This is a genomic window from Gymnodinialimonas sp. JB5-7 (assembly GCF_055693405.1).
In genome coordinates, this window is the sequence record NZ_JBVFUX010000012.1 from 1,571,417 (window position 1) to 1,589,792 (window position 18,376).

The following is an 18,376-nucleotide window of genomic DNA, read 5'->3' on the forward strand; positions in this document are numbered from 1 at the left end:
ACATAATAATGCGGTTTTTTGGTCGCGCCGTAATTGGATTATTCCTGACAGCACTGACAGTCGGGCTTCTGGCCCTTGCCGGATACACAACCTATGGCGCTCTTCAGGCACGTTGGGCAGATGAAGGCAGGCCGCCACAGGGGCGGGAACGCGTGTTCGCGGTTGAGGTGGCACCAATTGCCCTTGGTGAAGAAACGCCTGTACTCACCGCTTTTGGCGAAATCCTGTCGCGTCGCACTCTTGAACTGCGCGCACCTGCCGAGGGCACGGTCGTGGAGCTCGCCGAGGATTTTGAAGAAGGCGGGGCAGTCGAAGAAGGCCAGCTGCTTCTGCGGATCGATCCATTTGAGGCGCAATCTGCGCGCGATACGGCGGCCGCTGACCTGCAAGACGCTGAGAACGAACTGGCCGAAGCAGAGCGCGCGTTGGATCTTGCGGAGGAGGAGGTCGATGCGGCCCGCGCCCAAGCCACTCTGCGCGCAACGGCTTTGACCCGCGCGCAGGATCTTGCGGAGCGTGGTGTGGGGTCTGCAGCAGCGGTTGAGACGGCGGAATTGGCACTTGCAACCGCCAACCAGGCCATCCTTTCGCAACGGCGCGCGTTGGCTCAGGCCGAGACGCGGCTCGATAATGCGGGAACCGCACTTGAACGACGCCGGATCGCGCTGGCAGAGGCCGAACGCCGCTTGGAACAGACTGAGCTTTATGCGGCCTTCACAGGTGTCTTGACCGATGTTGATGTCGCCACCGGTCGGCTGGTCGGGCGGAATGAGCGGCTGGGCAGCCTTTTGGACAATGAAGCGCTTGAGGTCGCGTTCCGCGTGTCGACCGCACAGTACGTGCGTCTTCTTGAGGGCAGCGGGCAACTGACTGAGCGCCCAGTACGTGTCATCCTGGATGTCTTTGGCCTGGACGTTCAGGCCAACGCCACGTTGACACGTGAAAGCGGCGCGGTAGAGGAAGGCCAGACAGGGCGGCTTTTGTTTGCCCGTCTCGATGCGCCGCGCGGAATGCGGGTCGGTGATTTCGTGCGCGTTGAAGTGGATGAGCCACCCTTGCCGTCTGTCGCGCGCTTACCCGCGACGGCACTTGGATCGGACGGGCTGATCCTTGTTCTCGGCGAAGAGGATGTTTTGGAGGCCGTCCCTGTCGAATTGATGCGCCGCCAGGGAAACGATGTACTGGTCCGCGGAGAAGGGCTTCGCGACCGCGAAGTGGTTTTGGCCCGCACGCCTGTCTTGGGTGAGGGGATCCGCGTGAGCCCGATCCGACCAGATGCTGCCGATACGGAAGAGGAGCCGGGTACAATCGCGCTGGACCCCGAGCGCCGCGCGCGGCTGATTTCATTTGTCGAAGGTAACAGTTTTATCCCTTCTGACGTGCGTGACCGCATGCTGCGTCAGCTGAACGAAGAAGAAGTCCCGGCACGGATGGTGGCGCGTATCGAAGCACGGATGGGCAGCTAACATGCGCGCTTTGCCCAACAGCGCAGGCGGCTTGCTCAGTTACTTCACGCGCCACCGCACGGCCGCCAATCTGCTGCTTGTGGTTATGATTGTGACGGGATTGGCGGCATTCCCACAGATGCGCGCTCAGTTCTTTCCTGATGTTGTCAGCGATACGGTCGAGCTGCGGTTTGTGTGGGAAGGCGCTGGCGCCGAAGATGTCGATGAGGGCATTGTTGCTGTGGTCGAGCCGACCTTGCTGGCGGTGGCAGGAGTCGTTTCATCCGAGGCACAATCAAACGAAGGCCGCGCCTATATCGGGCTGGAATTCGAACCCGGATGGGACATGGATCGCGCGGCTGATGACGTGCAAGCCGCGCTTGATACAATCACCGATCTTCCGGACGACGCCGAAGAGGGGCAGGTCAGGCGCGGAAACTGGTTCGACCGCGTCACCGATGTTGTGATTACCGGCCCGGTGGCCACAGAACAGATCGGACGCTTTGCAGATGAATTTGTAACGCGCCTGTTCGATGTGGGGGTCACCAACACCACAATCCGGGGGTTGCGGCACCTGAGACCGTGATCGAGATCCCCTCCGCCAATCTGATCCGCTACGACATTTCGATGGCCGAGATCGCGCGTGTTGTGGGCGAGGCGGCAGCAACTGCGCCTGCAGGGGACGTGGACGCCGCAAACGCGCGCATTCGCACCGGTGGCGAGGCGCGAAGCGCAGAGGCCATTGCGGCGCTGACCCTGCGGATCAATGACGATGGGTCGTCACTCACAATCGGCGATGTGGCCTTGATCGAGGTAAACGGCATTGATCGTGAGCGCGCATTCTTTGTGGGTGAGAACCCCGCGATCACCATTCGCATCGACCGGACAGAGGACGGCGATGCGATTGCCATGCAGGCCGCGGTGGAACAGATCGGCGGCGTCGCTTGAAGCGACGTTGCCGGCAGGAAGCTCCATTGACCTGATCAACACTCGTGCCGAGGCGATTTCGGGGCGTCTGAACATCTTGCTCGACAATGCGCTACTTGGGCTGGGACTGGTCGTCGCCTTGCTGTTCTTGTTCCTGAATGCCCGTACGGCGTTCTGGGTGGCCATGGGCATCCCGGTGGCGTTGACAGCGGCGATTGCTTTGATGTGGTTGGCGGGTCTGACCATCAACATGATCTCGCTGTTTGCCCTGATTATCACGCTGGGGATCGTTGTGGATGACGCGATTGTTGTCGGCGAACATGCCGATTACCGCGCGCGCCAATTGGGCGAGGCGCCGGTCGTGGCAGCCGAAAACGCGGCTCAGCGCATGGCGGCCCCGGTTTTCAGCGCCACGATCACGACCGTTCTGGCCTTCACCGGACTTGTTGCCATCGGCGGGACGTTCGGAAACCTGATCGCAGACATCCCGTTCACGGTAATCGTCGTTCTTGTGGCGTCGCTCGTGGAATGTTTCCTGATCCTTCCAAATCACATGGCACATGCGCTGGCGCATTCCGCAAAGACCCACTGGTATGATCTGCCAAGCCGCGTTGTGAACCGAGGCTTCGATTGGGTCCGCGAAACCCTTTTCCGGCCCTTGATGCGGTTTGTTGTCTGGGCGCGGTATCCAGTCATCGCGCTGGTGATCGTGATCCTGTCCACGCAAACCGCGTCGTTCATCCGTGGCGACGTAATCTTCCGCTTCTTCAATGCCCCTGAGACCGGCAGCGTTACCGGCAACTTCGCGATGGTCGATGGTGCGACGCGAGCAGACACCCTGGCCCAGATGGCGGAGTTGCAACGCGCCGCTGAGGCCGTCGGCGCTGAGTTCGAGGCAGAGCACGGCGTAAACCCGTTGGCCTACGTGCTAGCGCAAGTGGGCGGCGGCACAGGGCGCGGGTTGGCCGGGGCTGACAACAAGGATGCCGATCTTCTTGGCTCGCTGGATATCGAGCTGATCAGTGCCGATCTGCGCCCCTATTCCAGTTTTGCCTTCGCGAGTGCGTTGCAAGACGAAGTGCGCCAGCTTCCGCTAACAGAAACGCTCAGCTTCCGGGGCTGGCGGGGCGGCCCTGGCGGGGATGCCATAGACGTACAGATTTTCGGGGCTGAGACGGAAACTCTGAAGGCGGCATCGGAGGCTTTGCAGACCGCCCTTGTGGTCTATCCTGAGGTCACTGGCCTGCAAGACAGCATGGCCTATGACAGGGAAGAGCTGAGCCTAGAACTGACCCCGCAAGGCGAAGCCCTTGGGTTCGATATCGGCACGCTTGGCAGCACCTTGCGCAACCGCCTGGGCGGGATTGAGGCGGCAACTTATCCCGACGGCCCCCGCACAGCTGCGATCCGCGTGGAATTGCCAGCCGCCGAATTGACCGCCGATTTCCTCGATCGTACCCTTCTGAGGGCAGATAGCAGCCAATACGTCCCATTGGCCGACATCGTGACCGTCACATCGCGGCAGGGCTTTTCGACCATCGCCCGTGAAAACGGCATCCGGCTTCTGACCGTTTCAGGCGATTTGGGCGAAGATGATCCCGCTCGTGCAGAATTGGTGATGACCGAACTACGCGAGGTGATCATTCCCCGTATCGAGGCGGAATTTGGCGTTGCAACGCGCCTTTCGGGACTGGCCGAACAGGAACAGGAGTTCCTGACCGACGCACTCGTTGGCTTCCTGCTGTGCCTGATCGGTATCTACCTTGTGCTGGCGTGGATCTTTGCAAGCTGGCTCAGGCCGATGGTGGTCATGGCGATCATTCCGTTCGGGCTGGTTGGCACGATCTTCGGTCACGTGGCGTGGGATGTGCCGCTGAGCATGTTCACGGTGGTCGGGCTGATCGGCATGACCGGCATCATCATCAACGACTCCATCGTTTTGGTCACTACTGTCGATGAATACGCTGAGAAACGCGGTCTCTTCCCAGCCATCGTGTACGGCACCTGCGACCGCTTGCGCCCGGTACTTTTGACAACGCTGACAACTGTTCTTGGTCTGATGCCGCTGCTCTATGAGACCAGCCAGGACGCGCAGTTCCTTAAGCCAACTGTGATCACTTTGGTCTACGGGTTGGGTTTTGGTATGTTCATCGTCTTGCTTGTGGTGCCGGCCCTTCTGGCGATCGGACAAGACTTGGGCCAACAGATGCGCGGGTTTCGCCGTGCGCTTGGCTCGGCGGCGCACAGCAAGGGAATGGCCCTCAGCATGGGGGTACTTTGCAGCGTCGTGGCGGTCCTGTTTGCCATGACCTTTGGTTCATTGATGATCAATGAGAGCCTTTGGGGGCCTTTTGCAGCATTGGGCGACACCGCTTCGGCCGCATTCGGGGCGTTTGCGTTGGGCACTTTGGCTGTTTGTATCCTTGGATGGCTTGGCGCGGTTGTTGTGCGGGCCGCCACACGGCGTAGCACCGCATGAGCCAGATTAGCTGGTGCAGCGATCCAGCTCGATAGCGCGCTGACTGCCGATCACGGTAATTCTGAGATCACCGCGATCTAGTGCAAATGGTCCTTGATCGGCGGGAACGACCTCTGCAACGGCAGTAAGAGAGCTGCCCTGACGCTGCGTGACGGCCTCTGATACCCAGATCATCGGATCACGGTGTTCGACAACGACCGTCTCATCATTACCAGTATCCGGAACCTGCGCGCTTACAGTGACGCGCAGTCCATCGTTGATAGGCTCAATCGAGCAGTTGACTGCACCTGCCCCAGCCTCTGTCGCTGTGTAGGGGCGGTCAGACAGGGCAGCTGCAATTGTGCCGTCGCGCGCAGTGGACGCGGGCAGTGCACCCTCAAGATCGACCGAAATCGGCATGCAAACGTCGTAGCAAACGCCAAGCTCCAGCCTGCCTTCGACCTCTGCCGCGCCGCTGGTGTCCACAATGAATTCGACAGGCAGGATCACGGATCCTTCGTACCCCACGGACCGCAGGCCGTTGGTGAAAAACACTTGTGGGCTTGGCCAGTGGATCGCCATGCCCGTGACGCCTTCCGCGTCGGTCAGGCGCAGCACTGTCGGCACTCCCCTTCGCCGGGCGCGCGCCAATAGGTCTTCCAACCGGGCGCCAGATCAATGCGAATCGCGGCCATATGCCGATCATCCGACATCCGGTACCCGGGTAGCATGGTGATCTGCACCACCTCGTCTGCCGAGAAAAACTGGGCAGACGCGGGGAGGGCAGACATCAAGCCAAGCGCTAATGCGCCAATGGTGCGAGCGAAAAAAGTCATCGCACCGGACGTAGGAAGTTGCGCCTGAAATTGAAAGTCACGTTTCCGATACTCTGGCCAAGCGCTTGATGATTGATTGATTCCGGCAACAGGCCCATGCTTCCCCCATGACGATGCCGGACCTTGCACATGATCTGACCGGAAAGCTTCTTATTGCGATGCCGGGAATGGAGGACCCTCGGTTTGCGGGCGCGGTTGTCTTCATGTGCGTGCATTCGCCAGGTCAGTCGATGGGGTTGATTGTTAACAAACGCATGGACGAGATCACCTTTGCCGAGATGATGGAGCAGCTCGAGATTGCAAAGCACGGCGCAACACCAGATGTGCCTGTGTGCTACGGCGGTCCGGTAGAACTGCGGCGTGGCTTCGTGCTTCATTCTTCAGACTACAAGCCAAGGGGCGAAGAGGCTTTGCGCATCGATCACCGTTTCGCAATGACAGGAACATTGGAGATCCTGGAAGATATTGCCGCCGGAAAGGGACCGCAACGCGCGCTTCTGGCACTAGGCTATTCTGGATGGGGGAAGGCCAGCTGGAGGCGGAAATTCAACGCAACGACTGGCTCACAGCAGATGCCACGCCTGAACTGGTCTTTGATATTGCCATGGACCGAAAATGGGATGCGGCGTTGCAGAGTCTCGGCGTAACGTCCCTGACCCTTTCAAGCGAGGCGGGTCATGCCTGAGGATGCGAGGCCCGGCGAAGTCGATCGTTGATTGCTCGCCCAAGCCCGACTTCAGGAATGTCTGTCACGTGAATGCGCTGGAAGCCGCGCGCAGTGGCCAATTCATCTGCTTTGTGCATGACGGAAAACAACCGCGCGGCAGCTTCCACGAGATCGCCGCTGTCTGACAGCGTCAGATGTCCCTCGACCGGACCAAAGCCGATGCAGAGATCCTCATCCGCTGGCTCACCCCCGAGCACGAGCGGTACATGTGTCGCATAGTGCCGTTCCATTTGGCCTGGTGCTTCGACACGTCCGGGGGTGAGATCTACTGAGACGGGACCGACCAGCCGCTCCACCTCCTCACGCGCAATGCCGCCCTCGCGGAGCAGCCGCACACCGTCGTCGCTGGTCGTGAGGATCGTCGATTCCAAGCCAACCTCACAAGGCCCTCCATCGATGATTGCGTCGATCCGTGCGCCTAACCCCGCTTCAACATGGGACGCCCGCGTGGGGCTCACCTGCCCGGAAAGGATTGGCGGACGGGGCTGCAATCGGCCCACCGAACGCCTGCAAGATGCGCTGCGCAAGCGGATGCGCTGGAACGCGCACGGCTAGGGTCGGCAGGCCACCACTTACCAGATCTGCCACCTTGCCCTTGGAAGGGAGGACCAAGGTTAACGCACCGGGCCAGAACGCATCTGCCAGAATTCGCGCGTTCGGTCCGAGTTCCACCAGTTCCGCAACATGATCGAGTGTTGGGACATGAACGATCAGTGGGTTAAACCTTGGGCGCCCTTTCGCCTCGAAAATCCGGGCGACGGCCTTGCCGTTCCGCGCGTCCGCTGCAAGCCCATAGACTGTCTCAGTCGGAAGCCCAAGCAACCCGCCAGAACGCAGCACCTCAACCGCTCGGGCGACCCCGATGCAATCATCTTGTAACATTTCAGGGTAAGACAGCGGCATCCGTGACGTAACGTTGAAGTTGCGCAAACTTGGGGGCGACCCTAGGTCTGACCCATCAGACTGAGGCCCCTAGCGCAATCCATGCGCTTTCGCAAATCGCCGGGAGGAACCAGACCTTGCCATATCGCGCACCCGTATCCGATATTTCCTTTTGCCTGGACCATGTCGTGGGCTTTGACCGTGTCCAGCAGACAGAGATGTTTGCAGAGGCTTCGAGCGATCTTGTGGACGCCATGCTGACGGAAGCGGGCCGTATCTGCGAGGAGGTGCTGGCACCGCTTAATCGCGCGGGAGACCTGCATCCAGCAGTTCTTGAAAACGGAGTGGTCCGCACTTCACCCGGATACGGAGATGGCTACCATGCCCTAGCCGAGGCTGGCTTTGTCGGTATTTCCGCTGATCCCGAATATGGCGGACTGGGGCTTCCACATACGGTGACAACGGCCGTGAACGAGATGATTGGCGGCGCGTGTCTTTCGCTTGAGTTGAACCCGTTGATGACACAGGGCCAGATCGAGGCGTTGGAGCATCATGCCTCCGACGAGATCAAGGCGCTGTATCTGCCGAAGTTAACATCCGGCGAATGGTGCGGGACGATGAACCTAACTGAACCGCAGGCAGGCTCAGACGTGGGCGCGCTGACGTCTAAAGCCGAGCCAAAAGGCGATGGAACCTACGCAATCTCGGGCCAAAAAATCTACATCTCCTGGGGCGACAACGACTTCACGGACAATATCGTGCACTTGGTCCTGGCGCGCTTGCCGGACGCGCCTAAGGGGACGAAAGGGATCAGCCTTTTCCTTGTTCCGAAGAAAATACCAGATGCCGACGGCAATTCAGGCGTCGCCAATGATCTTAAGGTCGTCAGTCTTGAACATAAGATGGGCCTGCATGGCTCACCCACCTGCGTCATGCAGTACGACGGTGCAACCGGCTGGTTGATCGGCGAAGAGAACAAGGGCATGGCCGCGATGTTCACCATGATGAACAACGCCCGCCTTGGCGTGGCAGTGCAGGGTGTGTCCGTCGCCGATGCCGCCTACCAGCATGCCCTCAGCTATGCGTTGGATCGCAAACAGGGCCGAACGAATGGCGATACTGGCATGATCATCGATCACGCAGATGTCCGCCGCATGCTCATGGAAATGAAGGCCGAGACCTTTGCCGCGCGCGCTATGGCACTTGATCTCGCCGTCGCGCTTGATCTCGCCAAAACAGGCGACAAAACAGCTGAGGCGCGCGCCGCTTTTCTTACGCCGATTGCCAAATCCTATGGGACCGAAACCGGCATGAAAGTTGCCAACATGGGAATTCAGGTGCACGGCGGCATGGGGTTTATCGAGGAAACTGGCGCAGCCCAATATGTCCGCGACGTTCGCGTGACTGCGATCTACGAGGGCACCAACGGCATCCAAGCGATGGACCTTGCCGGTCGCAAACTGATGGACGGTGGAGAGGCTGCTTTTGCGCTGTTGGACGAAATCGCTACCGTTAATGGCGAATTTGCCGCGGTGATCCAACCGATGGTCGAGGCACTGCGTAAGACCACCGAAGACGTGCTTGCCCTGGACATGGCCGACCGTTTCGGTGGGGCGGTACCGTTCCTGATGGCCTATGCTCGCGTTCTCGGTGCCTATTACCATGCCAAGGCGGCGTCTAGCGGCGATGAAACACGCAAAGCGCTAGCGCATTTCCATATCACACGGCTGTTGCCAGAAACGCATGCCATGATGATGCAGGCCCGCTGTGGCTCGGCTGGCCTTTATGACCTTTCTCCCGAAAATTTGGCGGCATGAGGCGTGAGTGATCTGGGTTTCACTTGGAAGGTGCGCAAATCCGGTGAAATTCAGATTTTTCATCGTGGTAAGCTTGCGACGACCTTGCGTGCTGCGAAGGCTTCCGATTTTCTAGACCTTGCCGAAACTGGCGACACTGAAGCCGCGCAACAAGAAGCCGCACGGCTGACTGGAAACTACAAGCGAGGCAATGAACGCCTCGCCAAGGGGCACCCGCGCAATGCCTGACGGCACCAACCCGATCCGCACACCATTTGATCTGCCCCCAGTCGAAGCCGAAGCTGTCGAAGTCGCGGACAGTGTGCTCTGGCTGCGTATCTCGCTGCCGATGGCGCTGGATCATGTGAATGTCTACGCCTTGCGCGATGATGACGGCTGGACCGTGATCGACACCGGGCTCAACACCAAACGCACGCGCGCAATTTGGCGGGCGATCATTGATGGACCGCTGGCTGGAGCGCCCGTGCGGCGGCTGGTTGTGACGCATCACCATCCTGATCATGTTGGACTTGCGGGCTGGTTCCAGTCGCAGGGGATCGAGTTGTGGATGACCCGCACGGCCTGGCTCTTCTCACGCATGTTGACGTTGGATGAGCAGACGCAGGCCACTGATGAACAAGTACAATTCTGGATCGACGCGGGCATGGCACCCGAAATCCTTGAGAAACGCCGTGCTGAACGCCCCTTCAACTTTGCTGACATCGTGTACCCTATGCCGCTCGGCTTTAGGCGGTTGATTGAGGGCGACACCATCGCGATGGGTGGTCGCATCTGGGACATCCGCTTTGGCCACGGCCACGCGCCCGATCACGCGACATTCTGGAGTAAAGACGGCGAGCTTGTGATAGGCGGTGATCAATTGCTTGCCACCATCTCCCCGAACATTGGTGTCTATGCAACCGAGCCTGGCGCGGACCCAGTCGGCGAATGGATGGCTGCATGCGAGGCTTTGCAACCGCATGCGCTTGAAACTCAGCTCGTTCTGCCCGGCCACAAACTGCCGTTTACAGGCCTGCCGTCGCGGATGCGGCAATTGATTGATAACCATCATGGGGCGCTGGACCGCTTGCTGGACCATATCGGCAAGCAGCCCCGTACGGCCGCCGAATGCTTTCCACCGCTCTACAAACGCACGATTGACGAAGGCACTTATGGCCTGGCGTTGGTTGAAGCCGTGGCACATGTGAACCATCTGCATAGTATTGGTGCTGTGACACGCGCACGTCGCACGGACGGGGCTTGGGAATACAGCCTCATCTGATCACAATTCGCACCAGCGGCTTGACGCCACAGGGGCTTGGGGCTGACACTTTCGCTATTCTGCGATATTACAGCGCTCAATTGATTTTCCGAGGCATGAAGGACCAGATCGATGGCCGACAATGACGACTACAAGCATGGTGAAATGGACATCCGCGAGCAAGAAAAGACGTTCGATGGGTTCATGAAGTGGTCCACCAATGTGGCTATCATTTCGATCTTGATTGTTATCGGTCTGGCGATCTTCGCCACATGATGCGTGTCCTTCGCTTTGCGGTTTCTAGCGTCGTCGCCTTGGCGCTTGCCGGGTGTGCAGGCGAAGCTGTCTGGGACTCCGATGAAGCGGTGGCCCGCGCGACATATGTGGCCCCTGGCCCCGCAACGGTCACGTTGATCACGTCGATCAACACTCGCAACGGTTCTGGAGCACATTCCGCGCTGTTGATTGACGGGGCGCAGCGTTTGCTTTTTGACCCAGCTGGCAACTGGCACAATCCGGGCGTTCCGGAACGAAACGACGTCCTCTTTGGCATGTCGCCGGGCTATATGGATCTTTACTTGGCATTCCAGTCCAACGGCGTCTTTGAAGCGCATTTGCACACCATCGAGGTTTCGCCGCAGGTCGCGGCCCAGTTGAGCCAAGCCGTGCAGGCCTATGGTCCTGTCGCGCCCGCCTTCTGCTCGCGGTCGATCACGGAAATCCTGTCGGGAACGCCGGGCTTTGGTACAATTTCGCCGGGCTTTTTCCGGTCAACACAATGGAACAGTTCGCTCAATTGCCGGGTGTGACGTACCAGCTTGTCGAAGGCACAATTTCGGATGAGGCGAACGGCAGCCAAGAGGTGTTAGCGGCACAGGTTGCTGGACAAAACTGAACGGGCCCGCCTGACCAATCCCAAAAACAAAACCCCCGCGGCTAGGCCTCGGGGGTTTTTTGATTTTCTGATTCGCGGGTCGGACCCGGCAGTGATGCTCAGAGCATCCCTTCGCGCTGCGCCTTTTTGCGCGCCAGCTTGCGGGCACGGCGAATGGCCTCAGCCTTCTCGCGCGCACGCTTCTCCGACGGCTTTTCGTAATGCTGCTTGAGCTTCATCTCACGAAAGACGCCTTCACGCTGAAGCTTTTTCTTCAGGGCGCGGAGTGCCTGATCGACGTTATTGTCGCGAACACTGACCTGCATGTGGTGTCACCACCTTTCTAGGTTAGAATTGAGCGTAGGTGCAGGAGGTGGCCGTATAGCAAGGGCCTCCTACCTTGTCTACCATGGCAATTTGGAGGCCTTGAGATGAGTGATCAGAGCGACGCAATCCTGGATGCAGCGATGATGCATGTACCGTTCGACGGTTGGTCGGAGGCCAGCTTTGCTGCTGCGGCGTCGGATGCGGGTGTCTCCTTGGCTGAGGCGCGCGCGCTGTTTCCGCGTGGCGCGGTCGATCTCGCGGTGGCGTTCCACCGCCGGGGTGACCGAGCGCTGGCAACACGGCTTGCGGAAACAGACCTTACGGGAATGCGTTTCCGCGAGAAGGTATCTTGGGCGATCAAGGCGCGTCTCGACGCTGTTGAGGACGACAAAGAAGCCGTCCGTCGCGGTGCGACCCTGTTTGCCCTGCCGATCTATGCTGCTGATGGCGCAAAGCTTGTTTGGGAAACGGCCGATACGATTTGGGCCGGTCTGAGGGACACGTCCGAAGACCTGAACTGGTACACCAAACGACTGACACTATCGGGCGTCTACTCATCCACAGTTCTGTTCTGGTTGGGTGACGTATCTGAAGGTCATTCTGCGACCTGGGCCTTTCTTGATCGTCGCATCGAAGATGTGATGCGGTTCGAAGAGATGAAAGCGAAGGTGCGCGCGAACGCGATCCTCAAGCCATTTGCGGAGGGGTTTGAAAGGTTTGCGGCCTCGGTCAAAGCCCCAGCGCGGCGCGCGCCGGAAGATCTGCCGGGACGCTGGCCGCCTCCCGGCTAGACAGTCCGTTAACCCGCGCACTCTTTGCGCCCGGGCCGTCCCCGCACCTTTTTTGTGCATGCCGGGTTGTGTCCATCCGGTGTCTGGCGTGTTCTGACCCAAACGGAGGAGGCAACACATGGCTGCGATGATGCGCGCTATTGAGATCGCGAAACCCGGTGGGCCCGAAGTACTACGGCAGTGCGAACGCCCTGTGCCCAATCCGGGTGCCGAACAGATCCTGATCCGTATCGACCATGCTGGCGTGAACCGTCCCGATGCATTGCAGCGGGCGGGCAGCTATGCGCCGCCCAAAGGGGCGTCTGACTTGCCCGGATTGGAAGCTGCGGGCGTGGTCGAAGCTGTGGGTCCCGGTGTGACGCGCTGGCAACCTGGTGACGCAGTCTGCGCCTTGTTGCCGGGCGGCGGGTATGCCGAGTTCGCTGTAACTCATCAGGATCATGCACTCGCTGTGCCCAAAGGCCTTGGCATGGCGCAAGCTGCCGCCTTGCCCGAGACGTTTTTCACTGTTTGGTCGAACGTATTTATGCGCGCCGGCTTGACGGCGGGGCAACGGTTCCTTGTGCATGGCGGGTCCTCGGGTATTGGAACAACTGCCATCCAGCTGGCCAACACCCTTGGCGCGAGGGTGTTTGCCACTGCAGGCTCACCCGAGAAATGTGCAGCCTGTGCCGCACTGGGCGCTGAGCGTGCGATCAACTACCGAGAGGAGGATTTTGTCGACATCTTGCGCGAAGAAGGCGGGGCGGATGTGATCCTTGATATGGTGGGCGGCTCGTACCTGCCCAGAAACGTCAAGGCATTGGCCGATGACGGCCATCTGCAACAGATTGCGTTCCTGCAAGGCCCAAAGGTCGAACTCAATTTCGCACAGCTCATGGCGCGGCGATTGACGATATCTGGTTCTACACTGCGCCCACAATCGGATGCGGACAAGGCAAGGATCGCTGCAGAATTGCGCGACAAGGTCTGGCCGCTATTGGCTTCAGGTCGCATTGCGCCGGTGATGGACCAATCCTTCGCCCTTGAAGATGCATCAGCTGCACATGCACGCATGGAAAGCAGCGCGCATATCGGAAAGATCATGTTGAAAGTCGCATAGGCAATCTACGGCCCGAACATCGCCCATCCAGCAGCCAGCCGTGTAATTGCCGTCACCATGCAGATGGCCGCGAACACCCAAGCAATGACGGCAAATGCCGCCGGGAAAAGGCAGAATGCGGTGAAGACGGCAATCGTTTCCGCGCCCTCCGCAAGCCCACCGAGGTAGTAGATACCCTTGTTCGGATAGGCGTCCGATGACATGCCCCGCCGTTCCGCGATAATTGAAAACGCAAGAAAAGATGTACCGGTCAGGATGAATGTTGCTGTCAGAAACGCGCCGGGCACGGCGTTGGCAGCAGGATCAGCCAGCACGAAGCCGAGCGGGAAGCAGGCGTAGAATACGAAATCCAAGGTGATATCGAGGAACGCGCCGCGATCCGTAGGTTCCGTCATTCGGGCTACCGGGCCATCCAATCCATCGGCCAAACGGTTCAGGGCCAAGCCCAGGAGAGCGAGCCAAAAAGGCCGCATGCGGCAGCAAGTGCTGCCAATAGTCCAACGGCGCATCCGATGAGCGTGATTTGGTCTGCCCGAACCCCGCGCGCGACAAGGCCGCGTGCAATCGGCTCCATCAAGGCGCGTTGTAAAGGTAAAAGGCGGGCATCGATCATGGCCGCGTCTTGGCCGGACGAGGCCAAAGCGTCAATGCACGGGTTCTTGAGCGGTGGGCACAAGAGCATCGTTCATCAAATCATCCAAGAACAGCGAGATAAGTTGCAAGCGGCCCGATACCTCCGCTTTTCGGTAAACCGACGCTGCCTGTGCCTTGGCCGTTCCCTGCGCTGTCTGCCGAAGATCTGCGATTTCCGCGATCGAGTATCCCTTGATCGCCAAAAGTGCCACATCACGCTCAGCGCTTGTCAGGGCCCAGTCGGCGAACTTAGCGTCCAGCAGTGTCTGGAATGCGCCAGAGGCGACCTGAAGCTGTTCCGTCAGACGGGTTTGATGGCTCAGCGCGCGGCGCAATTCCGTTGCTGTAAAGGCAAGACCGAGGAACAAGGTTACCGTCACAATGCCCTCTACAAGATCGCTGTCGACCAGCGGATTGACGCTGCCAGGCCGGACGAAATCCAGCGTGATGTCGTAAAGAAAGTACGCACAGCAAAGTGCCTGAACTGCGAACAGGCTCCAAAGCACAACGGGGCGGGACGGCATGGCTCAGCTTTCCTGTCTAATGGGCCGGCCGCTTAGTCGCGACCGGCAGTGTCGTATCGGATCAGGCGTCGTCGTCGTCCGCTTCATCGTCATCTTCATCCTCGGCTTCGATCTCGACAATCTGGCCCGTGGTCAGGTCAACTTCGATCTCGAAAGCGGCGCCGTCCAGCATCACCTCAACTTCCAGCATGTTGCCTTCGGTCTCGGTCTCTTGGACGGTGTAGCCCTCAGCCTCGAGGAAAGCGAGGACATCTGCCTCTTGAGTGCCGGCAACGTCACCGGGGCTCAGTTGCGCAAAAGCGACGGTAGGTGCAGTGATAAGGGCCAGGATTGCGGCTTTGGTTGCAGTATTCATTTGGAGTTCCTTTCCAGATTGAGAATTCGCCACCTCGTTGTGGCTTGGGTTGATCTGGGCAGGTCATGGATTTTCCTGAATTGCACCTTTGGGGGATGACAGGCGGCATAGGCCAAAGGTTTACGTCAAGTTTTCATAATCCTTTGTGTGACGTCAGTCGAAAAACCCCTGTCGTGCAGAGCGCGATTGCCGCAAGCCCGGCAAGGCTCAAGAGCATAGCTTCCGGCCCGATGCGACCAATGAGCCAAGCGCTGGCCACGGGGGCCATGGCCGCCGAAAACATGGCCGGGCGGGCGACATAGGCCATGACGAGTGGATAGTTCTCAGAACCAAAACGCGCCAACGGCACTGTACCGCGCGCGATCGAATAGAGCCCGTTTCCAGCACCGTAGGCGATCAGCGCAGCTGCCGCAGGTGCATCGAACCACAAAGCCAGAACACCGGTCAGGACCAGCGCAGTCGCGGTAAACTGAGTCACAATCGGTCCATGGCGTTGGCGGCCCAACATCTCCAGCAGTCGGGCGCCAACTTGTGCAGGTCCGATCAAGGCACCCAAGCCAACCGCCGCGGCAAGGGAAAGGCCAGTGGCCGTCAGGACAGAGATCAGATGCACAGCAAGGGTCGCGAAAACAAAAGTGAGGCACACCGCGACAAGGGCCAACAGACGGTGGCGCAAATCTGGCCGTAGTCTGCCCTGCGACCGAACATTTTCTTCACTCGTCGGCGTCGGCAGGCCCCATAGGCAGAGAGGAAGCGTCACGCACAAATGCATCGCCACGTATCCAAGGCATGCCCCGCGCCAACCGAAGCTCTCCACCATCCATGCCGAAAGTGGCCAACAGACTGTGCTGGCAAACCCGCCCCAGAGTGTGAGTTGCGTTATGGCACCGCGCGCTTGATCACCGAAGATCGTACCAAGGGTCGAAAACGCGGCATCGTAAAGCGTCGCTGACATACCGCATCCGATCAACACCCATGCAAACAGATAGATCGGGGCAACCGGTGCTACCGCAAGGCACGCCAGCCCGAGGGCCAATACGACAATACCAACCGACATGACACGCCGACCGCTCCGTGCACGGATCATGCGTGCCACAAGCGGCGCTGCAAGGCCCGAGACCATCAACGCAATCGAGATGCCGGCGGCAACCAACTCCATTTGCCATCCGGTGTCCGCCCCGATGGGCGAGGCCAAAACAGCAAGCAGGTAAAGAGACGATCCCCAAGTCAGGATTTGTACCAAACCCAGAGCTGCAGTGATGCGGAACTGGGGCCTCACTCCCCTGCGACCGTCGCGACATGGGCGGGCAACCCCGCCAGATCTGGGATCTCATGGTAGCGCGGATGACGGTCGGGCGGGTCAGCGTGCTCCAACGCCCAACTCAAGCCGTGGGGCACGTAGACCGCCCATGACCCGGCCTCAAGCGCTGGCACAACATCGGACTTCATCGAATTGCCCACCATCATCGCGCGCTGCGCCCCGCCATGGTTCGCGAATGCTCTGGAATACACACCGGCCACCTTCTCCGATACAATCTCTACGCCTGCGAACAGGTCGCCCAATCCGCTTGCTGCCAATTTCTGTTCTTGATGCAGCAAATCCCCCTTTGTGATCAGGACCAACGGGTAACGAGCCGATAGGTCACCAAGCGTATCTTCGACGTGCGGGAGCAACTCAATCGGATGGCGCAGCATGTCCTGCCCCATCTCTAGGATCGGCCCGATCACACGCCCGTCGACCCGGCCTTCGGTCACATCCACCGCCGTCTCAATCATCGACAGCATGAAGCCTTTGATCCCAAAACCGTAGTGGCCAATGTTCTTCTTCTCAGCCTCTAGCAGCCGCTCTTTCAGGTGATCCCGTTCGGCGAAGTCGGCAAGTAATTCGGTGAAGCGTTCCTCGGTCAGACGAAAGAAGCTTTCGTTCTGCCACAGCGTGTCATCTGCATCGAATCCGATCACGCTTAACCTTGTCACGCGCCACCCCTCTTTTCTGTTGACCTATCCGTCTTATATAGTGCGACCTCAGCGCAAGCGATCACAACGGGATTCGCACCAACATGACGACCGACTGGCACATGATGGCAGACAAACGCGACGACACCGAAGACGGTGACGGCGATGTGTCCCTTGCGACGAAAACCAAGCCCAAAACGCAGCGCCCGCCGATGTATAAGGTGTTGCTTCTGAACGACGACTACACGCCGATGGAATTCGTCGTCCACGTTCTGGAGCGGTTCTTTGGCATCACGCATTCCCAAGCGGTTGAGATCATGCTGACCGTGCACAAGAAGGGTTTGGCGGTTGTGGGCGTCTTCTCGTATGAGATCGCCGAGACCAAGGTTGCGCAGGTGATGGATTTCGCCCGCCGGAACCAGCACCCGTTGCAATGCACCATGGAGAAAGAGGAATAGGGCCAATGAGCCCCTCCTGCATCCAATGACCCCAGACAGATGGACCCTCGCGATTGAGGGCGGTGAGTTTGACCCGCCCTCCGGCCCCGTGCTTGTCATGCGCGCCCGTGGCGATGCGGACTTCGCGGCTTTGGGTGATGTCACATGCGTCCAGGGCTTTAAGCCCGACCATGATCGCTTGGCCGCACGTGGGCTTACTGTGATGGTCGAACCACAAGGCCAGTTCGACGCCGCCCTAATTCAGATCGTGAAATCCCGCGCCGCGACCTATTCCGCGATTGCCGAGGCGATGGGCCACCTGCCCCCCGGCGCGCTTGTCATGGTCGACGGCCAGAAGGAAGAAGGCATCGAGGCCATCGTCAAATCCCTCCGCCTGGTGTTCGAGGTTGAGGGCGTGATGTCAAAATCGCACGGCAAACTCGCCTGGTTCCGCCGCCCCGAAACCCTGCCGCAGCAGGTGCTCGATTGGGTCATGGCCCCCGTGCCGACGCCCGAAGGTTATCTGACCGTGCAGGGCGGCTTTTCCGTCGATGGCCCCGATCGCGGCTCGGAAATTCTGATCGCCCTTCTGCCGCAACTGACCGGCCGCGTGGCTGATTGGGGCGCAGGGTGGGGTTATATATCGGGTGAAGTCCTCGATGAGCAGGAGGGGATCGAAACCCTCGACCTGATCGAAGCGGATCATGCCATGCTGGAATGCGCCCAGATGAATGTCGACGACCCGCGCGCCAGCTTTCACTGGACCGATGCAACGAAGTTCGCACCGGACGCCCCATACGACGCAATCCTGTGCAACCCACCCTTCCATGTTGCGCGGCGCGCGGATCCGGGCCTTGGCCGCGCGTTTATCGCAGCTGCCGCAAGGAACCTTACGCCACGCGGGCGCTTTTTCATGGTCGCCAACCGGCATTTGCCGTATGAAGACACGCTGAAGGCGTGCTTTGGAACAGGTCGCCTGCTTGGGGAACTTGAAGGTTACAAGATCTACGAGGCTGCGAAGCCGAAGCGCCAGAAGCGCTGAGCT

General features: G+C 59.5%; 18 protein-coding genes and 3 pseudogenes. 12 read left to right on the plus strand and 9 right to left on the minus strand.

Annotated features, from left to right (window positions below; translation table 11 throughout):
- The first annotated feature begins 8 nt into the window (after positions 1-8).
- Together ACZ1HK_RS16415 and ACZ1HK_RS16420 are read left to right on the plus strand one after the other, a co-directional pair.
- A complete protein-coding gene (locus ACZ1HK_RS16415; RefSeq protein ID WP_472629596.1) occupies positions 9-1,466 on the plus strand; it encodes an efflux RND transporter periplasmic adaptor subunit in 1,458 nt (485 codons plus the stop codon).
- A 1-nt stretch (position 1,467) separates the two neighbouring features.
- Positions 1,468-4,851: pseudogene (locus tag ACZ1HK_RS16420) on the plus strand (efflux RND transporter permease subunit).
- 6 nt (positions 4,852-4,857) lie between these two features.
- Here ACZ1HK_RS16420 and ACZ1HK_RS16425 read toward each other — a convergent pair.
- Positions 4,858-5,448: a protein-disulfide reductase DsbD domain-containing protein gene (locus ACZ1HK_RS16425; RefSeq protein ID WP_472629597.1), complete on the minus strand. Its 591-nt coding sequence runs from the start codon at positions 5,446-5,448 to the stop codon at positions 4,858-4,860.
- Positions 5,436-5,621: a protein-disulfide reductase DsbD domain-containing protein gene (locus ACZ1HK_RS16430; protein WP_472629598.1), complete on the minus strand. Its 186-nt coding sequence runs from the start codon at positions 5,619-5,621 to the stop codon at positions 5,436-5,438. Before ACZ1HK_RS16430 ends, ACZ1HK_RS16425 begins: the two co-directional genes overlap by 13 nt.
- Before the next feature lie 152 nt (positions 5,622-5,773).
- On the opposite strand from ACZ1HK_RS16430, the pseudogene ACZ1HK_RS16435 reads away from it, so the two are divergent.
- A pseudogene (locus ACZ1HK_RS16435) lies at positions 5,774-6,351 on the plus strand (YqgE/AlgH family protein).
- Here the strand turns inward: ACZ1HK_RS16435 and ACZ1HK_RS16440 are convergent.
- Positions 6,342-7,296, minus strand: a pseudogene (locus ACZ1HK_RS16440) (L-threonylcarbamoyladenylate synthase). The pseudogenes ACZ1HK_RS16435 and ACZ1HK_RS16440 sit on opposite strands and share 10 nt — an antisense overlap.
- Before the next feature lie 116 nt (positions 7,297-7,412).
- Here ACZ1HK_RS16440 and ACZ1HK_RS16445 point away from each other — a divergent pair.
- The 5 genes from ACZ1HK_RS16445 to ACZ1HK_RS16465 all read left to right on the plus strand — a co-directional run bounded on the left by ACZ1HK_RS16445 (position 7,413) and on the right by ACZ1HK_RS16465 (position 11,141).
- Complete coding sequence (locus ACZ1HK_RS16445) at positions 7,413-9,092, plus strand: acyl-CoA dehydrogenase (RefSeq protein ID WP_472629599.1); 1,680 nt, start codon at positions 7,413-7,415, stop codon at positions 9,090-9,092.
- Positions 9,093-9,095: 3 nt separating this feature from the next.
- Positions 9,096-9,320, plus strand: a complete 225-nt coding sequence (locus ACZ1HK_RS16450; protein ID WP_472629600.1) for a hypothetical protein — start codon at positions 9,096-9,098, stop codon at positions 9,318-9,320.
- Positions 9,313-10,353 (plus strand): MBL fold metallo-hydrolase, encoded by a 1,041-nt coding sequence (locus tag ACZ1HK_RS16455; protein WP_472629601.1) that lies wholly within the window; start codon positions 9,313-9,315, stop codon positions 10,351-10,353. The genes ACZ1HK_RS16450 and ACZ1HK_RS16455 overlap by 8 nt, the downstream gene beginning before the upstream one ends.
- 111 nt (positions 10,354-10,464) lie before the next feature.
- Positions 10,465-10,608 (plus strand): aa3-type cytochrome c oxidase subunit IV, encoded by a 144-nt coding sequence (locus tag ACZ1HK_RS16460; RefSeq protein WP_368477447.1) that lies wholly within the window; start codon positions 10,465-10,467, stop codon positions 10,606-10,608.
- A complete protein-coding gene (locus ACZ1HK_RS16465; protein ID WP_472629602.1) occupies positions 10,605-11,141 on the plus strand; it encodes a hypothetical protein in 537 nt (178 codons plus the stop codon). Before ACZ1HK_RS16460 ends, ACZ1HK_RS16465 begins: the two co-directional genes overlap by 4 nt.
- Before the next feature lie 184 nt (positions 11,142-11,325).
- Here ACZ1HK_RS16465 and rpsU read toward each other — a convergent pair whose 3' ends face one another.
- Positions 11,326-11,532, minus strand: a complete 207-nt coding sequence (rpsU, locus tag ACZ1HK_RS16470) for a 30S ribosomal protein S21 (RefSeq protein WP_224816188.1) — start codon at positions 11,530-11,532, stop codon at positions 11,326-11,328.
- A gap of 105 nt (positions 11,533-11,637) precedes the next feature.
- Here rpsU and ACZ1HK_RS16475 point away from each other — a divergent pair, with 105 nt between their 5' ends.
- Both ACZ1HK_RS16475 and ACZ1HK_RS16480 read left to right on the plus strand, forming a co-directional pair.
- On the plus strand, positions 11,638-12,324 hold the full coding sequence (locus ACZ1HK_RS16475; protein ID WP_472629603.1) for a COQ9 family protein: 687 nt from the start codon (positions 11,638-11,640) through the stop codon (positions 12,322-12,324).
- Positions 12,325-12,442: 118 nt separating this feature from the next.
- Positions 12,443-13,426 carry an NAD(P)H-quinone oxidoreductase gene (locus ACZ1HK_RS16480; RefSeq protein ID WP_472629604.1) on the plus strand — a complete coding sequence of 328 codons (984 nt, stop codon included), beginning with the start codon at positions 12,443-12,445 and terminating at the stop codon, positions 13,424-13,426.
- Between the two features lie 5 nt (positions 13,427-13,431).
- On the opposite strand, the gene ACZ1HK_RS16485 is transcribed toward ACZ1HK_RS16480, so the two are convergent.
- The 5 genes from ACZ1HK_RS16485 to ACZ1HK_RS16505 form a co-directional block, all read right to left on the minus strand.
- Entirely contained in the window at positions 13,432-13,899 is a 468-nt protein-coding gene (locus ACZ1HK_RS16485) for a CDP-alcohol phosphatidyltransferase family protein (protein WP_472629605.1), read from the minus strand.
- A gap of 171 nt (positions 13,900-14,070) precedes the next feature.
- Positions 14,071-14,583 carry a helix-turn-helix transcriptional regulator gene (locus ACZ1HK_RS16490; protein ID WP_472629606.1) on the minus strand — a complete coding sequence of 171 codons (513 nt, stop codon included), beginning with the start codon at positions 14,581-14,583 and terminating at the stop codon, positions 14,071-14,073.
- Positions 14,584-14,644: 61 nt separating this feature from the next.
- Positions 14,645-14,938, minus strand: coding sequence for a PepSY domain-containing protein (locus ACZ1HK_RS16495; protein ID WP_472629607.1), 294 nt, complete (start codon positions 14,936-14,938; stop codon positions 14,645-14,647).
- 133 nt (positions 14,939-15,071) lie between these two features.
- Positions 15,072-16,217 carry an MFS transporter gene (locus ACZ1HK_RS16500; protein ID WP_472629608.1) on the minus strand — a complete coding sequence of 382 codons (1,146 nt, stop codon included), beginning with the start codon at positions 16,215-16,217 and terminating at the stop codon, positions 15,072-15,074.
- Complete coding sequence (locus ACZ1HK_RS16505) at positions 16,214-16,900, minus strand: HAD family hydrolase (RefSeq protein ID WP_472629609.1); 687 nt, start codon at positions 16,898-16,900, stop codon at positions 16,214-16,216. The genes ACZ1HK_RS16500 and ACZ1HK_RS16505 overlap by 4 nt, the downstream gene beginning before the upstream one ends.
- A gap of 98 nt (positions 16,901-16,998) precedes the next feature.
- Between ACZ1HK_RS16505 and clpS the strand changes: the two genes are divergently transcribed.
- Positions 16,999-17,352 (plus strand): ATP-dependent Clp protease adapter ClpS, encoded by a 354-nt coding sequence (gene clpS, locus ACZ1HK_RS16510; RefSeq protein WP_472629610.1) that lies wholly within the window; start codon positions 16,999-17,001, stop codon positions 17,350-17,352.
- 25 nt (positions 17,353-17,377) lie between these two features.
- Entirely contained in the window at positions 17,378-18,373 is a 996-nt protein-coding gene (locus tag ACZ1HK_RS16515) for a methyltransferase (RefSeq protein WP_472629611.1), read from the plus strand.
- The last annotated feature ends 3 nt before the right edge of the window (positions 18,374-18,376 follow it).